Annotated in this window: 22 protein-coding genes and 1 tRNA gene; 11 read left to right on the top strand and 12 right to left on the bottom strand. The window is 59.7% G+C overall.

The window, feature by feature from the left end:
* Positions 1-45 precede the first annotated feature (45 nt).
* The 4 genes from ABGT66_RS03285 to ABGT66_RS03270 all read right to left on the bottom strand — a co-directional run bounded on the left by ABGT66_RS03285 (position 46) and on the right by ABGT66_RS03270 (position 5,903).
* Positions 46-1,599 carry a lectin like domain-containing protein gene (locus tag ABGT66_RS03285; RefSeq protein ID WP_346688829.1) on the bottom strand — a complete coding sequence of 518 codons (1,554 nt, stop codon included), beginning with the start codon at positions 1,597-1,599 and terminating at the stop codon, positions 46-48.
* A gap of 370 nt (positions 1,600-1,969) precedes the next feature.
* Positions 1,970-2,506, bottom strand: coding sequence for a hypothetical protein (locus ABGT66_RS03280; RefSeq protein WP_346688827.1), 537 nt, complete (start codon positions 2,504-2,506; stop codon positions 1,970-1,972).
* Positions 2,507-2,535: 29 nt separating this feature from the next.
* Positions 2,536-3,486 carry a CsgG/HfaB family protein gene (locus tag ABGT66_RS03275; protein WP_346688825.1) on the bottom strand — a complete coding sequence of 317 codons (951 nt, stop codon included), beginning with the start codon at positions 3,484-3,486 and terminating at the stop codon, positions 2,536-2,538.
* A 161-nt stretch (positions 3,487-3,647) separates the two neighbouring features.
* Entirely contained in the window at positions 3,648-5,903 is a 2,256-nt protein-coding gene (locus tag ABGT66_RS03270; RefSeq protein WP_346688823.1) for a hypothetical protein, read from the bottom strand.
* 130 nt (positions 5,904-6,033) lie between these two features.
* Here ABGT66_RS03270 and ABGT66_RS03265 point away from each other — a divergent pair, with 130 nt between their 5' ends.
* A complete protein-coding gene (locus ABGT66_RS03265) occupies positions 6,034-6,765 on the top strand; it encodes an XRE family transcriptional regulator (RefSeq protein ID WP_346688821.1) in 732 nt (243 codons plus the stop codon).
* A 78-nt stretch (positions 6,766-6,843) separates the two neighbouring features.
* Here ABGT66_RS03265 and coaD read toward each other — a convergent pair whose 3' ends face one another.
* The 4 genes from coaD to rsmA all read right to left on the bottom strand — a co-directional run bounded on the left by coaD (position 6,844) and on the right by rsmA (position 9,755).
* Positions 6,844-7,332, bottom strand: a complete 489-nt coding sequence (gene coaD, locus ABGT66_RS03260; RefSeq protein ID WP_087362868.1) for a pantetheine-phosphate adenylyltransferase — start codon at positions 7,330-7,332, stop codon at positions 6,844-6,846.
* Positions 7,329-7,814 (bottom strand): RsmD family RNA methyltransferase, encoded by a 486-nt coding sequence (locus ABGT66_RS03255; protein WP_346689236.1) that lies wholly within the window; start codon positions 7,812-7,814, stop codon positions 7,329-7,331. Before ABGT66_RS03255 ends, coaD begins: the two co-directional genes overlap by 4 nt.
* A gap of 167 nt (positions 7,815-7,981) precedes the next feature.
* Entirely contained in the window at positions 7,982-8,917 is a 936-nt protein-coding gene (gene trmB, locus ABGT66_RS03250) for a tRNA (guanosine(46)-N7)-methyltransferase TrmB (RefSeq protein ID WP_346688819.1), read from the bottom strand.
* The gene (rsmA, locus tag ABGT66_RS03245) at positions 8,901-9,755 is read right to left on the bottom strand and encodes a 16S rRNA (adenine(1518)-N(6)/adenine(1519)-N(6))-dimethyltransferase RsmA (protein ID WP_346688818.1); all 855 of its coding nucleotides are present in this window, start codon (positions 9,753-9,755) and stop codon (positions 8,901-8,903) included. The genes trmB and rsmA overlap by 17 nt, the downstream gene beginning before the upstream one ends.
* A gap of 147 nt (positions 9,756-9,902) precedes the next feature.
* Here rsmA and lepA point away from each other — a divergent pair, with 147 nt between their 5' ends.
* The 10 genes from lepA (at position 9,903) to ABGT66_RS03195 (ending at position 19,482) form a co-directional block, all read left to right on the top strand.
* Positions 9,903-11,714 carry a translation elongation factor 4 gene (gene lepA / locus ABGT66_RS03240; RefSeq protein ID WP_346688816.1) on the top strand — a complete coding sequence of 604 codons (1,812 nt, stop codon included), beginning with the start codon at positions 9,903-9,905 and terminating at the stop codon, positions 11,712-11,714.
* On the top strand, positions 11,704-12,900 hold the full coding sequence (gene hemW, locus ABGT66_RS03235; protein WP_346688814.1) for a radical SAM family heme chaperone HemW: 1,197 nt from the start codon (positions 11,704-11,706) through the stop codon (positions 12,898-12,900). The genes lepA and hemW overlap by 11 nt, the downstream gene beginning before the upstream one ends.
* Positions 12,901-13,121: 221 nt before the next feature.
* Positions 13,122-14,555 carry an L-seryl-tRNA(Sec) selenium transferase gene (selA, locus tag ABGT66_RS03230; protein ID WP_346688812.1) on the top strand — a complete coding sequence of 478 codons (1,434 nt, stop codon included), beginning with the start codon at positions 13,122-13,124 and terminating at the stop codon, positions 14,553-14,555.
* A 2-nt stretch (positions 14,556-14,557) separates the two neighbouring features.
* A complete protein-coding gene (gene selB, locus ABGT66_RS03225) occupies positions 14,558-16,468 on the top strand; it encodes a selenocysteine-specific translation elongation factor (protein WP_346688810.1) in 1,911 nt (636 codons plus the stop codon).
* 103 nt (positions 16,469-16,571) lie between these two features.
* Positions 16,572-16,817: a Veg family protein gene (locus ABGT66_RS03220; protein ID WP_294194206.1), complete on the top strand. Its 246-nt coding sequence runs from the start codon at positions 16,572-16,574 to the stop codon at positions 16,815-16,817.
* Positions 16,818-16,893: 76 nt separating this feature from the next.
* On the top strand, positions 16,894-17,745 hold the full coding sequence (locus ABGT66_RS03215) for a 4-diphosphocytidyl-2C-methyl-D-erythritol kinase (protein ID WP_346688807.1): 852 nt from the start codon (positions 16,894-16,896) through the stop codon (positions 17,743-17,745).
* Between the two features lie 5 nt (positions 17,746-17,750).
* Complete coding sequence (locus ABGT66_RS03210) at positions 17,751-18,560, top strand: phosphoribosyltransferase family protein (RefSeq protein WP_294194203.1); 810 nt, start codon at positions 17,751-17,753, stop codon at positions 18,558-18,560.
* Positions 18,561-18,646: 86 nt separating this feature from the next.
* A complete protein-coding gene (locus ABGT66_RS03205; protein WP_294194202.1) occupies positions 18,647-18,826 on the top strand; it encodes a ferredoxin in 180 nt (59 codons plus the stop codon).
* Positions 18,827-18,840: 14 nt separating this feature from the next.
* Positions 18,841-18,917 (top strand) — tRNA-Ile (locus tag ABGT66_RS03200).
* A 103-nt stretch (positions 18,918-19,020) separates the two neighbouring features.
* Positions 19,021-19,482, top strand: coding sequence for a GNAT family N-acetyltransferase (locus ABGT66_RS03195; RefSeq protein WP_346688804.1), 462 nt, complete (start codon positions 19,021-19,023; stop codon positions 19,480-19,482).
* A gap of 364 nt (positions 19,483-19,846) precedes the next feature.
* On the opposite strand, the gene ABGT66_RS03190 is transcribed toward ABGT66_RS03195, so the two are convergent.
* The 4 genes from ABGT66_RS03190 to leuS are packed head-to-tail and all read right to left on the bottom strand — an operon-like array spanning position 19,847 to position 23,816.
* On the bottom strand, positions 19,847-20,095 hold the full coding sequence (locus ABGT66_RS03190) for a DUF2442 domain-containing protein (RefSeq protein ID WP_346688802.1): 249 nt from the start codon (positions 20,093-20,095) through the stop codon (positions 19,847-19,849).
* Between the two features lie 32 nt (positions 20,096-20,127).
* Positions 20,128-20,358: a DUF4160 domain-containing protein gene (locus ABGT66_RS03185; protein ID WP_346688800.1), complete on the bottom strand. Its 231-nt coding sequence runs from the start codon at positions 20,356-20,358 to the stop codon at positions 20,128-20,130.
* A 33-nt stretch (positions 20,359-20,391) separates the two neighbouring features.
* Positions 20,392-21,318 carry a DNA polymerase III subunit delta gene (gene holA / locus ABGT66_RS03180; RefSeq protein WP_346688799.1) on the bottom strand — a complete coding sequence of 309 codons (927 nt, stop codon included), beginning with the start codon at positions 21,316-21,318 and terminating at the stop codon, positions 20,392-20,394.
* Complete coding sequence (leuS, locus tag ABGT66_RS03175; protein ID WP_346688797.1) at positions 21,318-23,816, bottom strand: leucine--tRNA ligase; 2,499 nt, start codon at positions 23,814-23,816, stop codon at positions 21,318-21,320. Before leuS ends, holA begins: the two co-directional genes overlap by 1 nt.
* Positions 23,817-24,024 lie beyond the last annotated feature (208 nt).

Raw genomic sequence — 24,024 nt, 5'->3', positions numbered from 1 at the left:
GCCGCGCAAAGGCCTCCCCGCCGCCGTAAATTTTCAGAAAAACCGCTATCTCCTCCGCCGCACGCGCGATGCCGCAAAAAACACCGCCGCCGCTAGCAGCACCGCATGCGCGCCGAATGCCGAGCAGCCGCCCGACGAATCCTCCGAGGCGAAGGCTTTTATGCAGAGGTCGCCGTGCTCCCCCATGCTCTCCCACTCCGCGCCGTCCGCGGAATAGAAAGACTTCCCGGGATTGTTCTTCGCTTTCTCCGTATACTCCTCAGCCGCATATTCATATGCAAAGAGTATGCCGGCGTTCTGCGAGTCGGGCGGCAGAGAAAAACCTTCCGGCATCTTGAGCTTAAGCACGACGGAGAAATCCTCGCCCGCGCTCACGGAGACCGGCGAATGCAGTTCGACGCGCACATAACCCGCGAGCGGCTGCGTCCCCTTCGCCGAAGCGCGCGCGTCGCCGCGCGGCGAACCTTCGGCGAGCCCAGTCTCGACGCTCAGCTCATACTCAGCGCCGGGCGCGGGCGAATAAAAGCCTACCGCCGTTATTACCTCGCTTCCGCGCGCCGTGTAGACGTTCGCGCCCCAGCCCTCAAAGACGCCGGGCTCGGGCGACATATGGCCTACCTGTCCCAGCGGGTCGTACTCGTAGACATATTCGCCAGTGCCGGCGCGCGTCTCAACGTCGTAGACTGACGCGTCCTTCAGCGAGCCTTCCTCATAGGAGATATAGAAATACCCCTCCTCGCCGTAAAGCTCGCCCCAGCTGTTGCGCGCTATCCACGCGCCGGGCTTCGACGGGCGGCGGTCCTCACGGAAATTATCGACCGGGTAATCGTCGTCCCAGCCGACTATAGCGACAAGGTGGCTGCTTCCGGAATCTTCCGTCGAATAAAAATAGTTGTCGTACCAGTAGGTAAAGCCGCTGTCGTCCGGGTTCTCAGTGCTGCCGGTCATCGCGTTGAAAAGAAAGCTCACGGCCCCGTACTTGACGACCGCCGCCTTGATAAGCTCCGGCTGCGCAAAGGTCAGCTCCGCCGCGCGCCGCAGCCGCAGCTTCGGCGTAAAATCAGCCGGGCGGTACAGCGGCATCAGCATCGAGCTTTCACCGCAGGGGTACGGCGCTTCGCTCTCAAACACCGGCCCCGTGCCGCGCGCAAGGAAAGCCGTCGCCATCGCGTTGTTGCCCGACGAGACCTCTATTCCGACGCTCCAGTCCCCCGGAAGCAAAGGGTCCGGGTTGACGGAGAACGAGGGCTTGTCAGGCGACACGTCCTGACGGCTCTGGTATCCGAGCTGCCACTCCGAAAGGTCGTACTCGCCGCGCCCCTTCTTCAGAAGATTCGACTCCATCGACGCACAAGAGCTGAAAGCCCAGCAGACGCCGAGCGCGCTCTGATTGCGCACCGGCGTGAGAAAACCGTAATCGCGCATATCGTAGCGGCGCGGGAAAAGCCCCGCCTCCCCGCCGTCGTTCGAAGCGTTTCGCGCCGCAGCAGTCCCGCCGCCCGGCGCGAACTCCTCCGCCGCGCTCCCTATAAACTCAGAAAAATCCGCGCCGTCGAGATAAGAAAGGTCCACCGGCGAAGGCGGAACGTCGCGCAGCACGCGCGCCTCCCCGTCCGAAGAAAGCGAGCGCGTCCGCGCCGCGCCGGAATCACCGTCACGCGCCTGCCGCCGCTGCCATTCGACGAACTCGGGATTAGGCCGTGCAAAAACCGCACACTCCGCCGCACACGCCGAACATATAAGGAAGGCCATAAAAACAAAAACAGCCAGACGTTTCATGGACAAACAACCTCCATACATAACTCGCCCATCATTATAGCAAAACCGCGCGGACCGGCGCGGCAAGCGCAAAAAAGCGCCGCACCGTAAAAGCTGCGGCGCGGCGGAAATTATATACAGATAGCCGTCTTTTCAGAATTTTTTATAAAATATTGCAATTTATACGGCAAACCGCCGTAAAGGCCGCCCGCTAGAAACCGCCCGCAATCTGCGACACGACATCACGCGCCGCCTTTTCCACAGCCTTGCGCGTCGCCTCCTCGCGCGTGCCGCCTACGGCCTTGGCCGACGACATGCCGTCAAAGACATACTCGCCCGACGACGCCGCGACAATCTGGAGCGTCATCGACACAGAGGCGGTGAACGTACCGAAGGAATTGAAGTCCGCTCCGTCCTCCGTGATATTGCCGCAGAGCAGATACTTCACCTTCTGGCTGCGCGCGAGCGAAGCCGCTCCGTCCGCGCCGCCGTTCAGTATTGCGCGCTGTTTCTGCGTGAGGTTCGTCGCGCTTATCTTTGTGAAGCCCGCGGCCCGCAGCTCACGCCGTATGACGCTCTCGGCGAAGCGCGAGAACTTATCCGCGACCGCCACGCTCACATCCCCCTCTATCCAGTAACCGCCGCTGACTGCGACCGCGATACGGCTGTCAAGCGGAATGACGGCGGCGAAGGCCGCGCCCGACGGCGCGCATACAAACAGCGCCAGCGCCGCCAGAAGCAACGGCAATTTACGGAAAGCCTTCATCGCCCGCCCCGTCAGTTCATTTCGCGGCGCTTCTCTTCCATCGCCGCGTCGATATCGAAGCCGCCAACGTCGCCGTAATCGTCGGCCGCGTACTTCAATTCCTTCCAGTTCGACGGAGCGCGCGAGACGAGCGCGCCGCGGCGAGGCACGCAGCCCTTTATGATTTTCCCCGTAGAATAGCCGGTGTCGACCGAAGTTATCTGGAACATGCAGAGATAATTCTTCTCAACGCCGAGCTCAGTCCCGTCGAAATCGCGAATGACCTCGCCCCTGCGGTATGCGACGAACCTGTCGCCCTTCTTGACGCTGCTGTTCGCGCTTCCGAGATTGCACATGACCTCCTTCGTCGAGGCGGAAAGCACGCGGTACGCCCCGCTGTCGCCGAGCAGCTTCTCCTGAAGCTCGTAGACGATTTTCGTCACGGCCTCAAACGTAGCCTGCGAGAGCAGGCCGCCGGCCTTGCCCGTGCCGAAGCCGCCGTAGGACGTGGCGATGCCGCCCTGCGTCTGGTTCGCCACTCCGGTCTGACGCAGCGTCGCGACCACCTCGCTCGTCGTCGTGTCTATAAGCCGCACGTCGAGCGTGACGTGCGCCTCCTCAGAGGCCACAGCGACGCCGCCGAGGAACGTCACGGGAACCGGCACGGCACCGCCGCTCGCCTGATAGTGGTACTGCGTTATAGCGCCAGCGATAAGATACTGTGCCGCCTTGATATGCGACATTTCGACGTTCGTCGATTCCTCGGTCAGCCCCTGCGCAGACATGCGCTGCTCCTGCGCCACAGAGTCCAGATGCATGCGCTCGACGACAGAGAACGCCGGAATCTTCGCCAGCTCGCCGGACAGCATATCCTGAATCGCGCGCGCCGGAGCCGCCGCGTTGGAATTGTCGCGGAAATCCATAACCGCGACGCGAACGCGCTCGCGCCCCGCCGCTTCAAGAGCGGACGGCAAAACAGTCATAACAGCCGCAAATATCAAAAGAAAAACAAACCTGCGCAAAAACGACACGAAAAGCCACTCCTTACCTAAAATCATCAAAATTTCCCGAAATCGTCAAAAACCGCAAAGCGCACCGCCGAAGCCGCAAAGCGAAGCGGCGCGCATTCACTTACCAAACTTTCCTAACGTCCGCCGTTTTTCCGTAAAATCGCGGCAAGCCCCGCAAGTGCAAGCAGACCGCCGAAGCCGAAGCCCGCATTGCATCCGCCGCCGCCACCGCCGGAGCCGCCGGTCGAAGGCTGTTCGGGGGTAGGCGTAGGTTCTGGCGTTGGTGTAGGCGTAGGTTCAATAATAGCGCCGTTGTCCCAATCACTGACCGTTATCGGGAACTGGAAAGCGGTTTGCTCCATACCGCTCTCACCAAAACGCAGCGTAAAAGAGGTGTTCCCTGTAGAAATTGCTTGCGAAGACACTGTTTTATTTCCGCTATCCGAAATACTGAATATATTGTTATCCTCCGATGTCCACTGATACTCAATGGCTCCGTTGTCGTTGGGATAAACTACTGCTTCGAATGTGTTCTCATCTCCAACGCTGAACATCTGCGTATAGCCCTTGACGTAGACACTTACGTTTGGAGCGTCTTCGAGTTTATCTACTTGTGCAGAATTGATAACTGTAGTGATATTTTCTTCAAAAGAATCAGGATTTTCCCCGTAAGCGCCCATGTCGTTACCGACAGTCATCACCCATGCACAGTCACTTATAGTCAAACTGTCATCGCTATATTTACTATAATACACGCCTTCCCCAATAATAGCCCCTCTAATGACTCCGGCCAACTGTCCGCAGTAAACACTATTCTCGACTAACGCATTTTCTGAACCAGATGTGGTACCTACTATTCCTCCAACCCAATTATATTGACTGCCTTTTGATGCCACTACATCACATATCGCAGTACAGTTAGAAACAGAAACCTCAGTGTCCAAAATACACCCAACTATACCCGCGACATAGTAATTTCCATATACATCACCTAGATTGACGCAGTTTATGACTGGCTCGCTGCTATATCCAGCTATTCCGCCAACTTGAGACCACCCTCCGACATAGATATTGCTTATGTTGTCACGATTGACACAGTTCTTGATAACGCTGCCGTCTAATCTTCCATCTAATGACGACGTAATTCCGCCGACCATTTGTCCGGCATTGACTGTGACATCCCCTTCGTTAACGCAGGCATTTATCACGTTAATGTCATTCCAATCTACCCAGTTCCCAGCTGCTTTACTCCAGAAACTGCTTGTACCAGCAATCCCGCCGACCCTGTTGCTCTCACTTGTCGGAGAATTACTGCTTTCCGTAATATCTCCATAATTCTCACAGCCAATCAGTGTACTGTTACCAAAGTATCCAGTAACACCTCCGACATAAGAGTTCGACATATCAAATTCTATAATTCCCCGATTGATACATCTTGATACTGTATTATCGACAGTTGAGGCGACAACGCCGCCAACTAATCCTTCATAATATATGTTGCCTTCTTCAGAATTGACTCGAACAACGTTCATATTACCGACATTCTTGCAGCTATCCATATTGCAGTTAGTTGTCGCGACAATACCGCCAACTTCGATAAATTCATACTCGCTAGTGCATGTAATGTTTCCATTGTTTAAGCATTTATATATTGAGGCTGCCTCGTCAATTTTTGTAACGGAAGCGCTTACTCCACCGACGGCAAAAGCTGCACTTGATGCAGCATCTTCGTATGCTCCGAACGTGATTTTTACGTTTGAAACACACGCTATAACGTCACCGTCAGTCACATCGGCGGCAACACCTCCAATATGCACATAGGACACAGACGTGTCGACGATGTTTACTCCAATTTCTCCAGAAACTTCAACATTTTTAATATCCCCGCCTGATACAGCGCCGAATAAGCCTAAAACGAACATATTGAACGAAGGATTAGAGCTTAAGTTTACCCTACTTATTTTTAATCCCGTAACTGAATGTCCCTGACCATCGAAATTTCCGAGGAACGGATACATCATTGTGCCTATCGGAGTCCATTCACGATTATTTAAATTTATATCATCATCTAAAACAAAAGTCTTTCCTCGGAATTGCTCGTATTGGGCGTTTAATCTAACGAGTTCTTCACTTGGCGCAGAGCCGCCTGATGAAGAGGCTAGAGACTCTGTTAAATCTGTCAGTCTATCCATAACTTGCGCAACAGCTGCCAACTGCCCGGGCGTTGTTATCGTATAAACATTCCCTTCTGGCGTTGGCAAGGTGCCAAGCGTTCCGTCCCACGGTTCTGATAAAGCCCATGCCGATGAACACAGCAACATGACAAAAAGCATCACCGCGCATAACTTTCCGACAATTGAGACGTTTCGACTGCTAATGAGTTGTTTCATGACGACGACCTCCTGTACAGAATAATTTGACGCAAAATAGAACGCATTTTGATTATAGCTATTAGCGATATTATGCCAAATGCAATTTGCTATATTAAGTCATTTTATCGTGGCATTTTGCTATATTGCTATGGGCTATAGTGATGACATGAGGAAAAAAAATCAAGATATCATTGCTGCTCGAATAAGAAGGCTGCGCGGGGAAAAGACTCAGAACGAAGTAGCCAGGAAACTGCACATTACGCAGTCATACCTCAGCGAAATAGAGAGAGGCAAAAAGACTCCCTCTAAGGCTCTTCTGTTGGATATTGCGCAGACCTTTGACACAACAGTCAGCTATTTACTCGGTGAAACTGACAGCATAGTGCTCCCAGCTTCGTCAGAACAGATGTGGCGCATGCACCAGTCATCTTTCCACCTGCTTGCTGATATTGACTGTATCCGCATTCCTATTGTATCCATGTCGGAGCTGGTAAGTGCGTGCAGAACCAATTCATTCTCTTACGAAAGACGTTCGCGCATCGGCGTTCCTAAGGCCGATATCGGACACAATTTCAGCGCGTCGAATCTTCCGTTTGCAGTAAAACTATACGGAGGCAACAACAAAACTTTCGGTTATCCGGAAGGGAGCAGAGCCGTTATAAATCCGGAAGAGGTTGTCAAGAATTTCGACATTGTGCTCGTTTTTTACAAAGGCGAGTTGGCGCTGAAGAAAATTATGAATAAAGATGAGAATGAATGGGACTTGGTTTCTTATGACGGATCGAAGGTACACGTCAGCGCCGACGAAGTTGTTTCCGGCGAATTTAAAATGCTTGGTAAGTTAACGTCGGTAACTCTGACGCTCAATCACGGATTTTAGGTAATAAATTAACGGAAAGAGGAATAAAAAAGCGGCCCTGCGCGCGGTGAACAAGCGGGGCCGTTTTTGCTGTCTTTTCTACATCTCGCGCGGCGGGATGCGTTCGCGGAGGCGGCGGTAGACGCCGGGGGGGACCATGTCGCGGACGGCGCCGCCGAATTGGAAGGCGGCTTTGATGCCGCGGCTCGAGAGGTAGGAGTATTTCGCGTCGGTGGCGATGAAGAAGGTTTCTATCTCGGGCGCGAGCTGGCGGTTCATCTGCGCGAGCTGGAATTCGTATTCGAAGTCGGAGAGCGCGCGCAAGCCGCGGATTATTATGCGGCTCTGCTGCTGGCGCATGAAGTCGACGAGCAGGCCGTTGAAGTATTTGACCTTGACGTTCGGAAGGTGGACGAGCGCCTCGCGCGCCATTATCTGGCGTTCCTCCTCGCTGAAGGTCGAGCGCTTTTCGGGGTTGACGAGCACGGCGACGATGAGTTCGTCGAAGAGCGCCGCCGCTCGCTCGGATATATAGATGTGGCCGTTCGTGATCGGGTCGAACGAGCCGGGGTACACGGCTCTGATCATTCGTCGTTCCTCCTGGTGTAGAAGCTCAGCACTGTGCCGCCGTATTTTCTGTCCTCGCGCTCCCATTTCTCCGCGTCGAGCGGCGCGGGCTCTTCTTCTTCGGAGCGCTCGAATATCCATACGCCGCCCTGCGCGAGGATGCTTTCGTTCGCGGCTATGAGCGCGGGCAACTCTTCGCCCCAGCCCAGATTGTAGGGCGGGTCGGAGAATATCACGTCGAAGCGCTCGCCGCTCTTCGCGAGCCGCGGCACGGCGCGGCGCACGTCTGCGCAGAGACATTTTACTCCGTCGGGCGCGCTCTTAACAATGGCGGCGTGGCGTTTGCGGTCGCTTTCGACGAGGACGACGGGGGACGCTCCCTTGAGCCGCGCCGTCGCGGCGACGCGCCCGCTGCCCGAGAAGAGGTCGAGAAAGCTCTTCCCGTGTATGTTGCCGAGTATGTTGAAGAGCGCCAGCAGAACTTTGCCGGACGTGGGCCTCATTTCCTTCAATGCCATCCCTCCGCGGCTGTTGATGCGAAAAGTATAACGGCGGAGCGCCGCGCTGTATATAGGCGAAGCCCTGCCGCGCGGCGCAAAATATGAGAAAGCGCCGCCCTTCGGTGAAAGGACGGCGACGCTTGGGCTGTTTTCGTAATTTTACGTGCGCGTCAGTTCTGCGCTTCGGCGAGCGCCTTGAGCAGCGCGGCGCGCATCGCTGGCGTGCGGTAGGGGTGGCCTACGGAGTCGACCTTTATCGTGACGCCGCGGTGGTGCGGCAGGACTTTGAGATAGAAGTGCTGTTCGAATCCTTCGTCCGCCGTTATTACGAGCAGCAGGCCGACGCCATCGTCGGAGAGGAAGGCCTCGCGGAAGACCCAGTGGCCTTTGCCGCCGACGCCCGCGCCCTCCGCGCCGCGCAGCGCGGCGAGCACATCCTTCACGCTTTTTTTAGTTTCCGCTTCGCATTCCATCGGCCATTCCTCCTCTTGTTCCGGCCTTTGTTCGAGTCTGCCGTCCTTGTGTACGACGAGCAGCCACGTGTCCTTGTCCATAGCTTTCCATTTTCTTTCGTATTTCGTGACGTAGGGGCGCTCGGGATTTTTTACGACCGCGTCTGCGCGGAAGGCCGCGCAGGTCGAGAAGACCTCCGCCGTCTCCTCCGCGTACCAGTCGACGTCGGTCGCGAGCTCGAAGCTGCCGCCCGGGACGAGCAGGTAGTTTATGAGCCCCGCGAAGGCCGGCACTGTGACGCGGCGCTGCGCGTGGCGCGCCTTGGGCCACGGGCAGGGGAAGTTCATGTAGACTTTTTCGACGCTTTCGGGCGCGAAGCAGCGGCGCAGGAGAAAGCGCGCGTCGCCGTGCATGATGCGCACGTTCGCAAGCCCCGCGGCGAGGACGCGCCTCGCGCCCTTCGCGGCGCACCACTGCGAGACTTCGACGCCGACGACGAGCTTGTCCGGGTTCGAGCGCCCGAGGAATTCGAGGAACTCGCCGTTGCCGAAGCCTATTTCGACGATTACCTTGCCCGTGGGCGAGAGCGCCGCCCAGTCTATCGGGAGGCCGCCGTTCTGCGCGACGATCACCTCGTTAAGGTTCCACCACATTGCGGACACCGCCTTTTTCTTTTATCTGAAAGTCCGGCTCTTTTGCGAGCTCGAACCATTTTTCAAGCGGGAGCTCCTCGGCGCGCGCCGTCGCGGAAAGGCCGTGCGCGTCGAGAATTGCGAGCGCGCGTTCGCGGTCGATGTCCGCGTAGCCCGCCGTCCAGTTGTTGACGAGCGTCTTGCGCCGCTGCGTGAAGGAGCGCGCGAGCAGCGCGCGCCACGTGCGGTCGTTAGCGAGCCCGCGGTTCTTTTCTATCTTTATCTCTATGAGCGCGGAGTTGACGCGCGGCTGCGGGCGGAAGGCCTGCGGCGGGACCTTGCGCAGAATTTCCGCGCCGCCCATCGCCTCGACGGTGACGCCGAGCGGCGAGCGCGCGCGCGAACGCTCGGGCGACGCTATGCGCTCGGCGGACTCGAGCTGCACCATCAGCAGCATGTAGCCGACGCCCGCGGGGATGAGCTTTTCGAGGAAAGTCCACAGAATCGGCGTCGTGATGTGGTACGGGAGGTTCGCGACTATCTTCGTCGGAGTTTCCGGCAGTTCGGCGCGGTAGTCGAAGCGCACGGCGTCGCCCCAGAAGAGGCGCAGCCGCCCGTCGCGCGAGGCGAGGGCCTCAAGGCCTTCGCGCAGCCGCTCGTCCACCTCGACGGCGCAGAGCGCGCGAGGCCCGGCAGAGAGCAGGCCGCGCGTCAGGATGCCGCCGCCCGGGCCGATTTCGAGAATCACGTCGTCGGGCGTCACCGCGGCGCGCTTCACCGTGTAGGCGACGACCGATTCGTCTATGAGAAAATTTTGTCCAATGTCCGTGTTGTTTATGAAGCGTCTTTTTTCCGCCATTCGTCCAACGCCTTCGAGAGAAAATTTTTTCGCCGCCGCGAGGCGCGCTCTTTTTATTTTATCATGCGCGCGCGAAATTTATCATTGCCGCAAACTCGCCTTATCGGATAAAATACAGTGTGGATTTGCAGGGAGTGAAGAATTTTTATGAAACTGGAGAATCTCAGAAATTTCAGCATCATCGCCCACGTCGACCACGGCAAGTCGACGCTCGCAGACCGTCTGCTCGAAGCGACGGGCACGGTAGACAAGCGCAACATGAAGGCGCAGCTGCTCGACATGCTAGACCTCGAGCGCGAGCGCGGCATAACGATAAAATCCGTCCCCGTGCGCATGAACTACAAGGCGCACGACGGGCGCACCTACGTGCTGAACCTCATCGACACGCCGGGCCACGTCGACTTCTCCTACGAGGTCTCGCGCTCGCTCGCGGCCTGCGAGGGCGCGGTGCTCGTCGTCGACGCCTCGCAGGGCGTCGAGGCTCAGACGGTGGCCAACAGCTACCTCGCGGCGGACCTCGACCTCGAGCTCGTGCCGGTGCTCAACAAGATAGACCTCCCGTCGTCGCACCCCGACCAGGTCAAAAAGGAGCTCGAGGACATCATCGGCATCAACGCCGACGACGCCGTGATGATTTCGGCGAAGACGGGCGAGGGCGTGCCGGAGCTGCTCGAACGCATCGTGCGCGACATCCCAGCGCCTTCGGGCGACGCGGACGCGCCGCTTCAGGCGCTGATTTTCGACTCCGTCTACGACAACTACAAGGGCGTCATCTGCTACGTGCGCGTCGTCAACGGCACGCTCGAGGCGGGAAAGACAGTCCGCTTCATGGCGACGGGCCAGACGTACCAGCTCGACGAGGTGGGCGTATTCAAGCCGGACATGGTGAAGGTCGACAGCCTCGGCCCCGGCGAGGTCGGCTTCATCTGCGCGAGCATAAAGACGATAGACGAGGCGCACGTCGGAGACACTATAACGGACGCCGCCTCCCCCGCCGCCGAGCCGCTCGCGGGATACAAGAAGGTGAAGCCCGTCGTCTTCTGCGGCTTCTACCCCGTCGAGCGCGAGGACATCAACCAGCTGCGCGAGGCGCTCGAAAAATTACAGATCAACGACTCGGCGATAAGCTTCGAGCCGGAGAACTCCGCGGCCTTGGGCTTCGGCTTCCGCTGCGGCTTCCTCGGCCTGCTGCACATGGAGATTGCGAAGGAACGGCTCAACCGCGAGTTCGGCGTCGACCTCGTGGCGACCGCGCCTAACGTCGTCTACCAGATAGTGCTGACGAACGGCGAGGTCATAGAGGCGCACCGTCCCTCCGACTTCCCCGACCCGGGCCGCATCGAGGAGATTCGCGAGCCGTACATAAAGCTCTCGATATTCATGCCCGAGCAGTTCGTCGGCGCGGCGATGCAGCTCTGTCAGGAGAAGCGCGGCACCTACGTGGGCATGGACTACATCACGCCGGAGCGCGTGCGCCTCACCTACGACATGCCGCTCGCGGAGTTCATCCTCGACTTCCACGACAGGCTGAAATCCTGCACGCGCGGCTACGCTTCGCTCGACTACGAGCACATCGGCTTCCGCGCCGCTAACCTCGTGAAGGTCGACGTCCTGCTCCAGGAAGAGCCGGTCGACGCCTTCTCCTTCATCTGCCACGCCGACCAGGCCTACCACAGAGGCCACGCCGTCGTCGGCAAGCTCAAGGAACTTATCCCGCGCCAGCTCTTCGAGGTGCCGGTGCAGGCCGCCGTCGGCAAGAAGGTCATCGTGCGCATGAACATAAAGGCCGTGCGCAAGGACGTTCTCGCGAAATGCTACGGCGGCGACGTGACGCGAAAGCGCAAACTGCTCGAAAAGCAGAAGGAAGGCAAGAAGCGCATGAAGCAGGTCGGGCGCGTCTCGATTCCGCAGGAGGCCTTCCTCGCCTTCATGGACGTCACGAAGGCCGATGACAAATAAATTTACCCAGACTGACGATAATTCGCAGAAAGCCGCCGCGCGCAATGACGGCGGCCTTTTTTCCGGCGCGCGCGCCGCTTCGTGCCGCTCACTCTACGTTCACGTGCCCTTCTGCGAGCGCAAGTGCAACTACTGCGCCTTCGAGAGCGCGCCGCCGCGGGCGGGAGACTTCGAGCTTTACCTCGCGTCGCTGAAAAAAGAGCTCGCCCTGCGCCGCGCGGAGCTGGGCAAACTTACGCTCGGCACCTGCTACATAGGCGGCGGCACGCCGACCGCGCTCCCGCCGCTCGCGTGGGACGAGCTGATTGAAACGCTCGAAGAGTTCTTCGACTTCGCGCCGGAGGCGGAAGTGACCGTCGAGGCGAACCCGAACTCGCTGCGTGCCGAGCACCTGCTCGCGTGGCGCGAATGGCGCGTGACGCGCGTCAGCGTCGGCGTCCAGAGCTTCGACGGCGCGGAGCTTGAAATGATGGGCCGCCTGCACGGCGCTGCGCAGGCGCACGAGGCGCTCTCCGCGGCGCTCGCGGCGGGCTTCGCGGTCAACGCGGACTTCATCTTCGGACTTCCGCACCAGAGCCTCGAAAACTGGGCGCGCACGCTGCGCGAGGCGGTGCGCTGCGGGCTTTCGCACATATCGCTCTACCAGCTCTCGCTCGAAGAGGGCACGCCGTGGGAAAATCTCCCGCGCGAGGTACTGCCCGACGGCTACGCGCAGTACCGCTGGGCGCAGTGGTATTTGCCGCGTCACGGCTACGAGCAGTATGAGATAGCGAACTTCGCGCGCGCTGGACGCGAGAGCCGCCACAACCTAAATTACTGGCGCGAGGGCGAATACCTCGGAATCGGCCCCGGGGCGGCGAGCTACATAAACGGCGCGCGCATGAAAAATTACGGCCTTCTGCGCGAATACGCCGCGGCGCTCGACGAGGGCCGCCTGCCCATACGCGAGAGCGAGAGGCTCGACGCGGAGGCGCGCGGGCGCGAAGCGGCTGTGCTCTCGCTGCGCACAGCCGCGGGCATAGAGCGCGCGGAGTTCGCGCGAGAATACGGCGCGGCCGCGCTTTCGCGCGTCGAGCGCATAATGGGCGGCTTTCCGAAAAATCTATACGAATCCGACGAACGCGGCATCCGCCTCACGAAGAGCGGAATGCGCGTCGCGAACCTGATCTGGGAAGAGCTCGTATAACGCGCGCATACGCCGCCCCTTGCGCCTATTGCAAGGGTTACGCTTGCCCTTGCAGCACGTGCAGTAGGTCTCGCGGCCTACAGCCTCTCAGTCCACGGTAGGCGCGCGCGGGGTGTGGACTGCATGGCTAGGGTACGCGCACAAAATTGCGCCGCCCGCCCCGCATTTTCAAAAATTTCATATACAATACGTAAAGAACATAAATTGAGGGAGGAGTTCCCTTGGACGCAGAGATACAGAAAATAATGAGAAACATCCCGTCGATGGACAAGCTGCTCGCGCTTCCGTGGATAGCGGAATTTGAGGAGCGGCTCGGACGTGAGACGGTGAAGGCGCTGCTCTCCGACCTGCTCGCGGCCCAGCGCGCGAAGATAATCAAGAACCGCGACACGGCCTTCGACGCGAACACAATCGCAGCCGACGCGCGCCGCCTGCTCGCGCGCCGCGCGCAGCACAGCCTGCGCCGCGTCGTCAACGCGACCGGCGTCGTGATACACACGAACCTCGGCCGTTCGCTGCTCGCGAAAGAGGCGGTCGAAGCGGTCAACGAAGTCGCGGGCGCTTACAACACGCTCGAATACTCGCTCGACCGCGGCGAGCGCGGCCAGCGCAACGACCACGTAGAATGGCTTCTATGCCGCCTCACCGGCGCGGAGGCGGCGCTCGCGGTCAACAACAACGCCGCGGCGGTCGTCCTCGCGCTCTCGGCGCTCGCGAAGGACAAGGAGTCCGTCGTCTCGCGCGGAGAGCTCGTCGAGATAGGCGGCTCCTTCCGCATACCGGATATCATGGCGCTCTCGGGCACGAAGATGGTCGAGGTCGGCACGACGAACCGCACGCACCTGCGCGACTACGAGGCCGCGATAACGGAAGAATGCGCGATGCTGCTCAAGATTCACCCCTCGAACTACCGCGTCACGGGCTTCCACTCCGCCGTGCCGCGCGAGGAGCTGGCATCTCTCGCGCACAGCCGCGGCCTCATCTTCATGGAGGACCTGGGCAGCGGAATGCTAATCGACCTTTCGGCGGCGGGCCTTTCGAGCGAGAACGACCCGACCGTCGCGCAGTCGCTCAAGGCCGGCTGCGACCTCGTCACCTTCTCGGGCGACAAGCTGCTCGGCGGCCCGCAGATAGGCGGCATCGTCGGCAAGAAAGAACTCATCGCAAAATTGAAGAAACACCAGCTGCTTCGCGCGCTGCGCGTCGACAAGATGACGCTCGCGGCCTTCGAGGCGACGCTGCGCCTCTACCTGCGCGGCAGGCACAACGACATCCCGACGATAGAAATGATATTCAAGCCCGAAGAGGAGCTCCGCGCCGCGGCGCAGCGCTTCGCGCGCAGGCTCAAAGCCTTCTTCAAAAACACGAGGATACAGCGCGTATATATCGAGCCGGTCCCCGTCGAGGACACCGTCGGCGGCGGCTCCTTCCCGCAGTCGGTGCTGCGCGGCTGGGCCGTCGCGCTGCGGCTGCCCGAGATGGGCAGCGCGGGCAAGCTCGCCGAGCGGCTGCGCCTCTGCGCGCACCCCGTCATAACGGGCGCGGGCGAAGACAGAGTGCTCTTCCACATGCGCACAGTGCGCCCCGGCGACGAAAAATGGATACTTGAGGCGCTCGCGGACATACTGCCGCCCGCGCGCGAAAGGAAAATATAGTTATGGCTTTCTCCGAATATCCGTTCGTAATAGGCACGGCGGGCCACATCGACCACGGCAAGACGACGCTCGTCAAGCGTCTGACCGGCGTCGACTGTGACCGCCTCTCCGAGGAAAAGAAGCGCGGCATGACGATAGAGCTCGGCTTCGCGCCCTTCACGCTGCCGTCGGGCAAGACGGTCAGCATCGTCGACGTGCCGGGACACGAGAAATTCATCCGCCAGATGGTCGCGGGAGCCGCGGGCATCGACGCGGTCATGCTCGTCATAGCGGCCGACGACGGCGTAATGCCGCAGACGCGCGAGCACCTCGCGATACTCTCGCTGCTCGGCATCAAGGCCGGCCTCACGGTAGTCAACAAGATAGACCTCGTGGACGAAGAGATGCTCGAGATGGCGATAGACGACGCGCGCACGCTGCTCGCGGGGACCTTCCTCGAGGACAAGCCCATCGTCCCCGCCTCCGCCGTCACGGGCGCGGGCATCGACGCGCTGAAGGCCGAGCTTCAGAAGATGACGGAGACCTCCGAGGGCAAGAGCCGCAAAGGCGCCTTCTTCCTCCCCGTCGACCGCGCCTTCCACATTTCGGGCTTCGGCACGGTCGTCACGGGAACGGCGATAAACGGCGAGATACACGAGGGCGACGAGGTCGAGATACTGCCAGCGGGCCACGTCTCGAAAATCCGCTCGCTCCAGGTACACAGCACGCCGGTGCAGGTCGCGACGGCGGGCCAGCGCACGGCGGCGAACCTAGCGGGAATTTCGCTCGAAGAGGTACACCGCGGCGACGTCGTGGCCGCGAAGGACTGCTTCACGCCGTCGTGCTGCCTCGACGCGCGCATAGAGCTGCTCAAGGACGCGGAGCCGGTAAAGCACTGGCAGCGGCTCCGCCTGCACGTGGGCACGGCGGACACGCTCGCGCGCATCTCGCTGCTCGACAAAGAGCTCATACGCCCCGGCGAAACTGCGGCGGCGCAGCTGATAACGGAAGAGCCAGTCGTCACCTCCATGAAGAGCTGCTTCATCCTGCGCACCTACAGTCCGCTCGTAACGGTGGCGGGCGGACAGATACTGATGCCAGCGGGCGAGCGTCCGAAGAGCAAGCACGAAAAGACGGCGCTGATAAAATTCCTCGACACGCTCGCCGCGGAGCCGCCGCTCAAGGAGCGCATCCTCGCGCTCATCGACTACCGCGAAATCATCACGGCCGCGGAGGCGGCGCGCATGAACGAGATAACCGTGACGGAACTGATGCGCGCGATATCCTCGTGCGAGGCGAAGGGCGAGATAGGCATAGCGCGCGGCGCTGACGCGACGCTGATCTCCGGCGACAAGCTCAAAGAGCTCGCCGACACGCTGCGCCTCGCGCTCGAAAAATTCCACAAGGAGCACCCGGAGCGCAAGGGAATGCCCTGCGACGAATGCGCGAAGGCGATAGCGAACGGCGACGCGAAATTCGCGCGCGAGCTGCTCGCTCTGCTCGCGAAGCGCGAGATTATAAAATTCGAGGACGACCGCGCGGCGCTGCCGGAGTTCGAGCCATTCGACGAGGACGCCTTCGCCTCCGACGTTGCGGCGCTCAGAAGCTTCGCGCTCAAGAAGGACTTCTCGATGCCGACGCTCGACGAAGCGCAGGATGCGCTCGGCTATTCGCCCGAACAGATGAAACGCATAATCTCCTACCTGCGCGAGCGCAAGGGCGTCGCGATAGTGACGGGCGGCTTCCTTCTCTTCCCGGAGATAGAGGCGGCCTTCATGGATAAAATTTCTTCGATAGAGGGAGACATAACGCTCGCCGCCGTGCGCGACGCGACGGGCAGCAGCAGAAAGTACGCGCTTCCGCTGCTCGAATACTTCGACAGCAAGGGCGTGACGCGGAGGGTCGGAGACAAGCGGATACTGATGAAAAAATAACAAGTTGCGGCACACGCCACAAAACGACCTCTGGTTCAAAATAAGTTGCACATTTACACATTTTGATGTACAATCTGTAAAGGTCATTGTGGAGGTGATTTGTGTGCCCAATACGATAGAATCAATCCGCGAGATAATATCTCTCCACAAAGGGTCAAGGATCTCATACCGTGCGACGAACGGAAGGCGCAAGATAGAGGAACGCTCCGGCGTAATCCAGGAGACATATCCTAGCCTGTTCACGGTATTCATAGAGTCCCAGCAAAGCACAGTCTCGTTCAGCTACTCGGACCTTCTTACCAAAGAGGTGGAGCTGCAGTTGGAACCAAGCGGAGAAAATCTTTTCTGAGCTTCTTTGCCCGAACGAAGCCCCGGCTCAAGCGCCGGGGCTTTTTGATATTCCCATACGAAAGGCGGACGCGCGCATGGCGGACGTAATACGGTGCCCGATAAAAATAAATCTTATATTGAGAGTGTTCTCAAAGCTTCCGAACGGCTATCATGAAATTTACTCGCTCTTCTGGCAGAAAACGGCGACAGAGAGGTTGACAATTCGTCCGAAATACGATGAAATTATAGGAGATTCTCTTAACATTGAGGGAATGAAAATCGAGGGAGAAAATCTCGTTACGAAGGCCCTCGCCGCCGCCCGGAAACGCGCGGAGATACCGCCGCTCGACGTCGAGCTGGAGAAATTTTTCCCCGCGGGCAGCGGCATAGGCGCGGGCAGCGGCAACGCCGGCGCGATGCTGAAGCTGCTCGCCGCGAAATACGGCGCGAGGCTGAGCGCCGAAGAAACGGCGCACCTCGGGGCCGACGTCGCTTTCCTCGCTTCGGACCACGTCATGGCCGAGGCGCGCGGCGTCGGCGAAAAGATGACGCCCTTCGCGCCGCCCTTCGACCTACGGTGGCTTCTCGTATTCCCCGAATGGAGCTCCGGGACGAAGGAGGCCTACGCGAAGCTCGACGCGCTGCGCGAAGCGCGCGGAGAGCGCCGGAACGTCGAGACTGCGGCGGACATGCGCCTCGTAGATGCTCTCGCGCGCGGAGAACGCGCTGGGCTGATGCCGAACGACTTCTACGAGATCTCGGCGGCGGAGCACGCCGAATACGCCGCCGCAGAAAGAACGGCGGAGACGACCGGCGCGCGCGGCTGGGGGCTCTGCGGAAGCGGCAGCGCCTTCTTCGCGCTCTACGCGGGCGCGGAAGAGGCCGCGGAGGCGGCGCGGGCCTTCGAAAGCATGGACTGGGTGCTGAAAACATATACAGTGGAGTGATTGCAATGAGAGGCCAGAGGACTGAGCGGCTCGTCAGGCTCGCCGCGAAATTCATGATGTGTCCGTCGAAGCTCGTATCGCTGACGGACCTTGCGACTAAATTCAACGTTTCAAAGACCGTCATAAGCGACGACGTCGAGGTGATAAACTCCGCGATGGAGGCCGAGGGCTTCGGACAGATGATGGTCGACCGCGGCCGCAGCGGCGGTGCGCGCTTCATCCCCGTCTGCACGCCGGAATACCGCCGCGCGTTCCTCACGGAAATCGCCGAAAAGCTCGCCGACCCTGAGAGAAATCTGCCGGGCGGCCTTATCTACTACAGCGACCTCATATTCAACCCCGAATCCGCGATACTGCTCGGCTACTGCATGGCGTCGCTCTTCACGGAGACCGAGCCCGACGTCGTGATGACCTCGGAGGTCAAGGGCATCCCGATAGCGATGTTCGCGGCCTACGCGCTCGGCGTCCCGCTCGCCGTCTGCCGCTTCCGCAACCGTCCGAGCGACGGCGCGGCCGTCGGCGTCCACTACCCGACCGCAAGCGGCGACGTAAAGACGATGTACATAGGCACGCGCCAGATGAAACGCGGCGGCCGCGTGCTGATAATAGACGACTTCATGCGCGGCGGAAGCACCGCGTCGGGCATGCTGCTCATGGCGAAACAGTTCGACGCCGAGGTCGCCGGCATAGGCGTCTTCATCGCCTACGACGAGCCGAAAGAAAAGGCCGTGCCGGAGTACCGCTCGCTGCTGACGCTGCGCCACGACGCTGGCGGCGAACAGCGGCTGACCGTCACACCGGAGGACGCGCGCTAAGGTTTTTCGCGAAAATACAAAAAGTATTTGACGTTTTGGGAAAAATGTCGTAGAATTCCCTCTTGTGGAAGGAAGGTGACTCCGCCATGAGCATTAAGGTAAACCTTGACGATTGCATCGGGTGTGGCGTGTGCGCCGAACTTTGTCCGCAAAACTTTAAGCTGGACGAAATAGAGGGCAAGAGCCTCGTGATCTCTCAGGATGTAACTCCCCTGACGAAAGAGGCCGCGGACAGCTGCCCGGTGTCGGCGATAGAGGTTTTCTAGCGGGACACATAGGAGGGCCCATAGCTCAATTGGTTAGAGCTCCCGGCTCATAACCGGATGGTTTCAGGTTCGATTCCTGATGGGCCCACCACCTTTTAAGAATTAAGACGTTTACGTTTTGCGTAAGCGTCTTTTTTTGTATCAAAAGTTTTATTTTTAAGGCGGACGAAAGACCACGGCACGGAGGGCGCGCCATGAAAATCGTAAAATTCGAGGACAAATACAGGCAGGCTTTCATCGACCTCAACACCGAGTGGATAACCAAGCTTTTCGGAAAAATCGAGCCCGACGACGTCGAGACCTTCGAGCATATAGACGAGCTCATCGCGGAGGGCGCTATGATATTCTTCGCCGTCGAGGACGAAAAGGTGCTCGCGGCGTGCATGGCGAAGCCCACTGGCGGCGGAGAATGGGAGATGTGCAAGATGGGCGCGGCGGGCCAGTACACGGGAACGGGCGCGGGCTACGCCGTCTTTGCGAAATGCAGGGATTACGCGATAGAGCGCGGGGCGAAGCGGCTCTTCCTCGTCTCGAACGACAAGCTCGGCCCCGCGCTGCATATTTTCAAGAAAGCCGGCTTCCGCGAGTGCCCGGTGGGACACTGCGAGTACGAGCGCGGCAACGTCGCATACGAATATATCGTCGAAAACGACTAACAAATCCGCGCGCCGTCAGCAATCCATGACGGCGCGCGGATTTGTACAAAAAATCGGCTGGCAGACGGCAGCCTATCGGTGCAATTCTGCCGCTGCGCACGAGGACGGGGAATCAACCATGTAAAGCGTCTTTCCCATCGCGCACAACAGCTTCATCATTGTGCTGAGCGTCGGCGATGTTTTGCCTGTTTCCAGACGCGCAATGACAGATTGTTTGACGCCCGCCATCTCGCCTCTAGCTTCCGCTGAGAGATGCCCAATTCCTTTCGGATTTTTATCATCTCGTTGACGAGCGCAACAACGCCGCCACCGTCGGCTTGTTCATCAGATGTTCTACGCTGTATCGCGCCGCCCTCGGACGTAGTCATGCCGGCTGTCCGTTCTCGTACAGTTCATTGCACGATAAATCTATATCGTCGTTCCATACGATACCGTAGCCGCCCACATCAACGCGCACGGCTTCAAACAGTCCATTCGTGGAGGCTAAGGCACGGAACGCCGCCCATTTGTTAAAAAGCGGCTTCACGTCATATATCTTCTTTTCTCCGCTGACAAAGCCGACCAGCAGCTTATAATCTTTTTCCGGCTGTATCGTCGCTACTTTATGAAACATCTGACTGCACCTCCTAAAGAAAGGCCGCACGATTATTCGAGCGGCGGCAGCTGTATAAATTCCTGCGTCTCCCATATTCTGCGAAGTTCGTCTTGATGCTGTCTCGCCCATTCGACGGCTAACTGGTAAGCTCTGTTCGGCAGCGAACCGTCACAAATTTCCAATGAATCTATCTCGATAGCCGCGGCGTATTCCCCATATTGGACATGGAAATGCGGCGGGTTATGCTCTGCGTTCATAAAGCAAATTCGATAATCATGCACTAGAACTTTGCTAAGAGGCGCTAAAACGTGCCTCTACCCGCGCGCGAGCAGCTTTATGACGGCGGTTTCGAGGCCGTTCCAGCCTGCGCCGCGGCCGCTTCTTTCTTCGATGCTGATGCGCAGGAGGTCGGAGATGAAGTCCGTCAGCGCGGCGCGGCCGTAGCGGCGCGCGGCCTGGGAGGCCATGCGCCAGGCGTAGTCCTTCGCGCCGAGCGCGCGTCCTATCGCGGCCCCATCGTTTCCGAGGCTTGCATACCATGCTAGGCGCATTCTGTTGTGTATCGGGGTTATGGATGGGATGAGGTCGGCGGACGAGGACATCGCGCGCAGGCTTTTCACCACGCCCACGGCGTCGCCTGTGCAGAGGCCGTCGAGCAGGCGCAGGAGGTTGCGGCTGCCGTCGTCGAGGCACATCTGCCGCACGTCGGCGGCGTCTATCGCGCCGTTTTTTTTCAGCAGCTTCAGGCTTTTGAGCTGAGCGCGGATTTCTTCGGGGTCGTCGAGGAGCTCGACGATCATGGCCGCGCCCTGCGCCGTGAGCGGCGCTTCGAGCTCTCCCGCGAGGCGCGTCACCCACGCCTGACGTTCGCGCGGCCAGCGCGGAAATTCAACGGGCTTGACGACGCGGCATTTCGATAGAACGTCTTTCGGAATAAATTTAGAGGGCTGCGCCTTTGCGTCGCTTTCGTAGACGAGCAGGAGTATCACGTCGGACTGAGGCTCTACGACGGAGGCGAGCTTTTCGGGGAACGGCCCCATCGTGAAGGCCGATTCCACGACGACGAAGCGTTTTTCGTCAAAAAGGCCGCCGGTCATATTGTCGGAGAGAAGGGAGTTCCACTCCCCTCCCTCCTGCTTTCCGGCGGCCGTGTATCCTTCTTTTTCAAGCGCTGCCGCGGTCTCCTCCAGCAGCCGTCTCTGGGCCGTTCCCGACGCGGCTATCAGGAGGAGCTGCGGCATCAGCCCTTCACCACTATGTTGACGAGTTTGCCTGGGACGGCTATCGTCTTGACTATTTCCTTGCCTTCGACGCGCTTCTTCGTCTCTTCGCGGCCCATGACCTCGGCGAGGAGGTCTTCCTTCGAGAGGCCGGCTGGGACGGTGAACTGCTCGCGCACCTTGCCGTTTATCTGGAGGACTATCGTCACGCTGTCCTCGACGAGCGCGGTTTCGTCCACCTCGAACCACTTGTGGACGGAGAGGAAGCTGTCGTTGCCGAGCATGTGCCAGAGCTCCTCAGTGATGTGCGGCGCGAAGGGCGAGAGGCAGCAGAGCAGCGTTTCGACGCCCTCGCGCTTGACGCTCCAGCCCTTTTCGTCGGCGGGGGCGTAGGCGATGAGCGCGTTCGCGAGCTCCATGAGGCGCGCGACGGCGGTGTTGAACTGGCGCTCGTCGCGGATGTCCTTCGTGACGCGGTCGAGGGTGCTGTGTATGACGCGCTTCATGTCGCGCTCTTCCTTGAGCGTTATGTCCTTCATCGCTACGCGCTCGGGCGAGGCGGCCTTGAGCTGGTCGAGGCTGCCTTCGACGAGACGCCAGACGCGGCCGAGGAATCTGTTCGCGCCTTCGACGCCGCGCTCGGACCAGTCGAGGTCCTTCTCGGGCGGCGCCGCGAAGAGGATGAAGAGGCGCGCCGTATCGGCTCCGTATTTCTTGATTATTTCGTCGGGGTCGACGACGTTGCCGAGAGACTTCGACATCTTGGCCCCGTCTTTGATTACCATGCCCTGCGTCAGCAGACGCTTGAAGGGCTCGCGCACGTCCTTCGGCAGAAGGCCGAGGTCGGAGAGCACCTTCGTAAAGAAGCGGGCGTAGATGAGGTGCAGGCAGGCGTGCTCGATGCCGCCGATGTACTGGTCGACGGGCATCCAGTAGGCCGCGGCCTTCGGGTCGAAGGGCTGGTCCTCGCTCCACGGCGAGGTGTAGCGGTCGAAGTACCACGACGAGCAGAAGAATGTGTCTATCGTGTCCGTCTCGCGGCGCGCGGGGCGTCCGCAGACGGGGCAGGTGGTCTCATACCAGTCGGGACGCAGCGCGAGCGGGTTGCCGCCGTTCGCCGGCATCTCGATGTCGAGCGGGAGCTTGACGGGAAGCTGGTCCTCGGGGACGGGGACTATGCCGCAGTGGTCGCAGTAGACCATCGGTATCGGCGTACCCCAGTAGCGCTGGCGCGAAATGAGCCAGTCGCGCAGGCGGAACTGCACCTCGCGCTTGCCCTTGCCGTGCTCCTCAAACCAGTCGGCGGCCTTCTTGATGGCCTCGGGCGTCGGAAGCCCGTCGAGGAAGCCGGAGTTGCAGGCGACGCCGTCGGCGGCCACCGCGGCGGGCATCGTAGCTCCGTCGGGCGCTTCGCCGTCGGCGGGGCGGACGACGGTGATGACCGGGATGTTGTATTTGCGCGCGAAGTCGAAGTCGCGCTGGTCGTGCGCGGGGACGCCCATGATCGCGCCCGTGCCGTAGTCGGTGAGGATATAGTCGGCTATCCAGATGGGGACTCTCTCGCCGGTGATTGGGTTTATCGCAGAGAAGCCGGTGTCCATGCCCTGCTTGTCCGTGCCGACCGCGGTGCGCTCGATCGCGCTGCGGTTCGACATGCGCTTCGCGAAGTCGAGCATCTCCTCGGCCTTCTTGCCGCCGAGGCGCTTTGCGAACTCCTCGACGTAGGGATGCTCCGCCGCCATCGCGACGAAGGTGACGCCGAAAATCGTGTCGATGCGCGTCGTGAAGGCTTCAAGCTTCAGCTCCGTGTCCGCTATCTCCATTTCGAAGTGGACGCCTTCCGAGCGGCCTATCCAGTTGCGCTGCATCGTGACGACGCGCTCCGGCCAGCCGGTCAGCTCGTCGAGGCAGTCAACGAGCTCCTGCGCGTAGTCCGTGATGCGGATGAACCACTGGTCGAGGCCGCGCTTCGTGACGGGCGTGCCGCATCTCCAGCAGACGCCGTCGCCGACGACCTGCTCGTTCGCGAGCACCGTCTGGCACTTCTCGCACCAGTTGACGGGCGCGTGCTTGCGGTAGACGAGCCCCTTCTTATAGAACTGGAGGAAGAGCCACTGGTTCCAGCGGTAGTATCTCTCGCTGCAGGTCTCGACGCGGCGTCTCCAGTCGTAGCTGTAGCCCGCGTGCTTGAGCTGCTGCGTCATGTGCTCTATGTTGCTCCACGTCCAGTCGGACGGCGCGGTCTTGTGCTTTATCGCCGCGTTCTCGGCCGGCATTCCGAAAGAGTCGAAGCCCATCGGGTAGAGGACGTTCTTCCCGTTCATGCGCTGGAAGCGCGCCATCAGGTCGCCTATCGTGTAGTTGCGCAGGTGGCCCATGTGGAGCGCGCCGCTCGGATAGGGGAACATTTCGAGGCAGTAAAATTTCTCCTTCGACGGGTCGGCCTCAACCTCGAAGATTTTCGAGTCGGCCCACTCTTTCTGCCATTTCGGCTCGATGGAGGCAAAATCGTACGGCATCTATATCTCTCCTTCATACGAAGAATTTTCTCATACATCGTGTAATTATATACACAGCGCAAGGGCAGGTCAAACGCGCGGGACGCGCGTAAAATCATCGACGCGGAGCATGGCTGTGCCGCGCCCGGAGAATTGACGGCGGGGTCGTATATGTGTGCAGTATTGGCATAGTGACCCTGCGCGACGCCCGGCATTGGGCATTCGAGCG

The organism is uncultured Cloacibacillus sp. (assembly GCF_963926575.1).
Classification (GTDB): Bacteria; Synergistota; Synergistia; order Synergistales; family Synergistaceae; genus Caccocola; species Caccocola faecigallinarum.
This window is presented reverse-complemented; position numbering and strand designations above follow the sequence as displayed.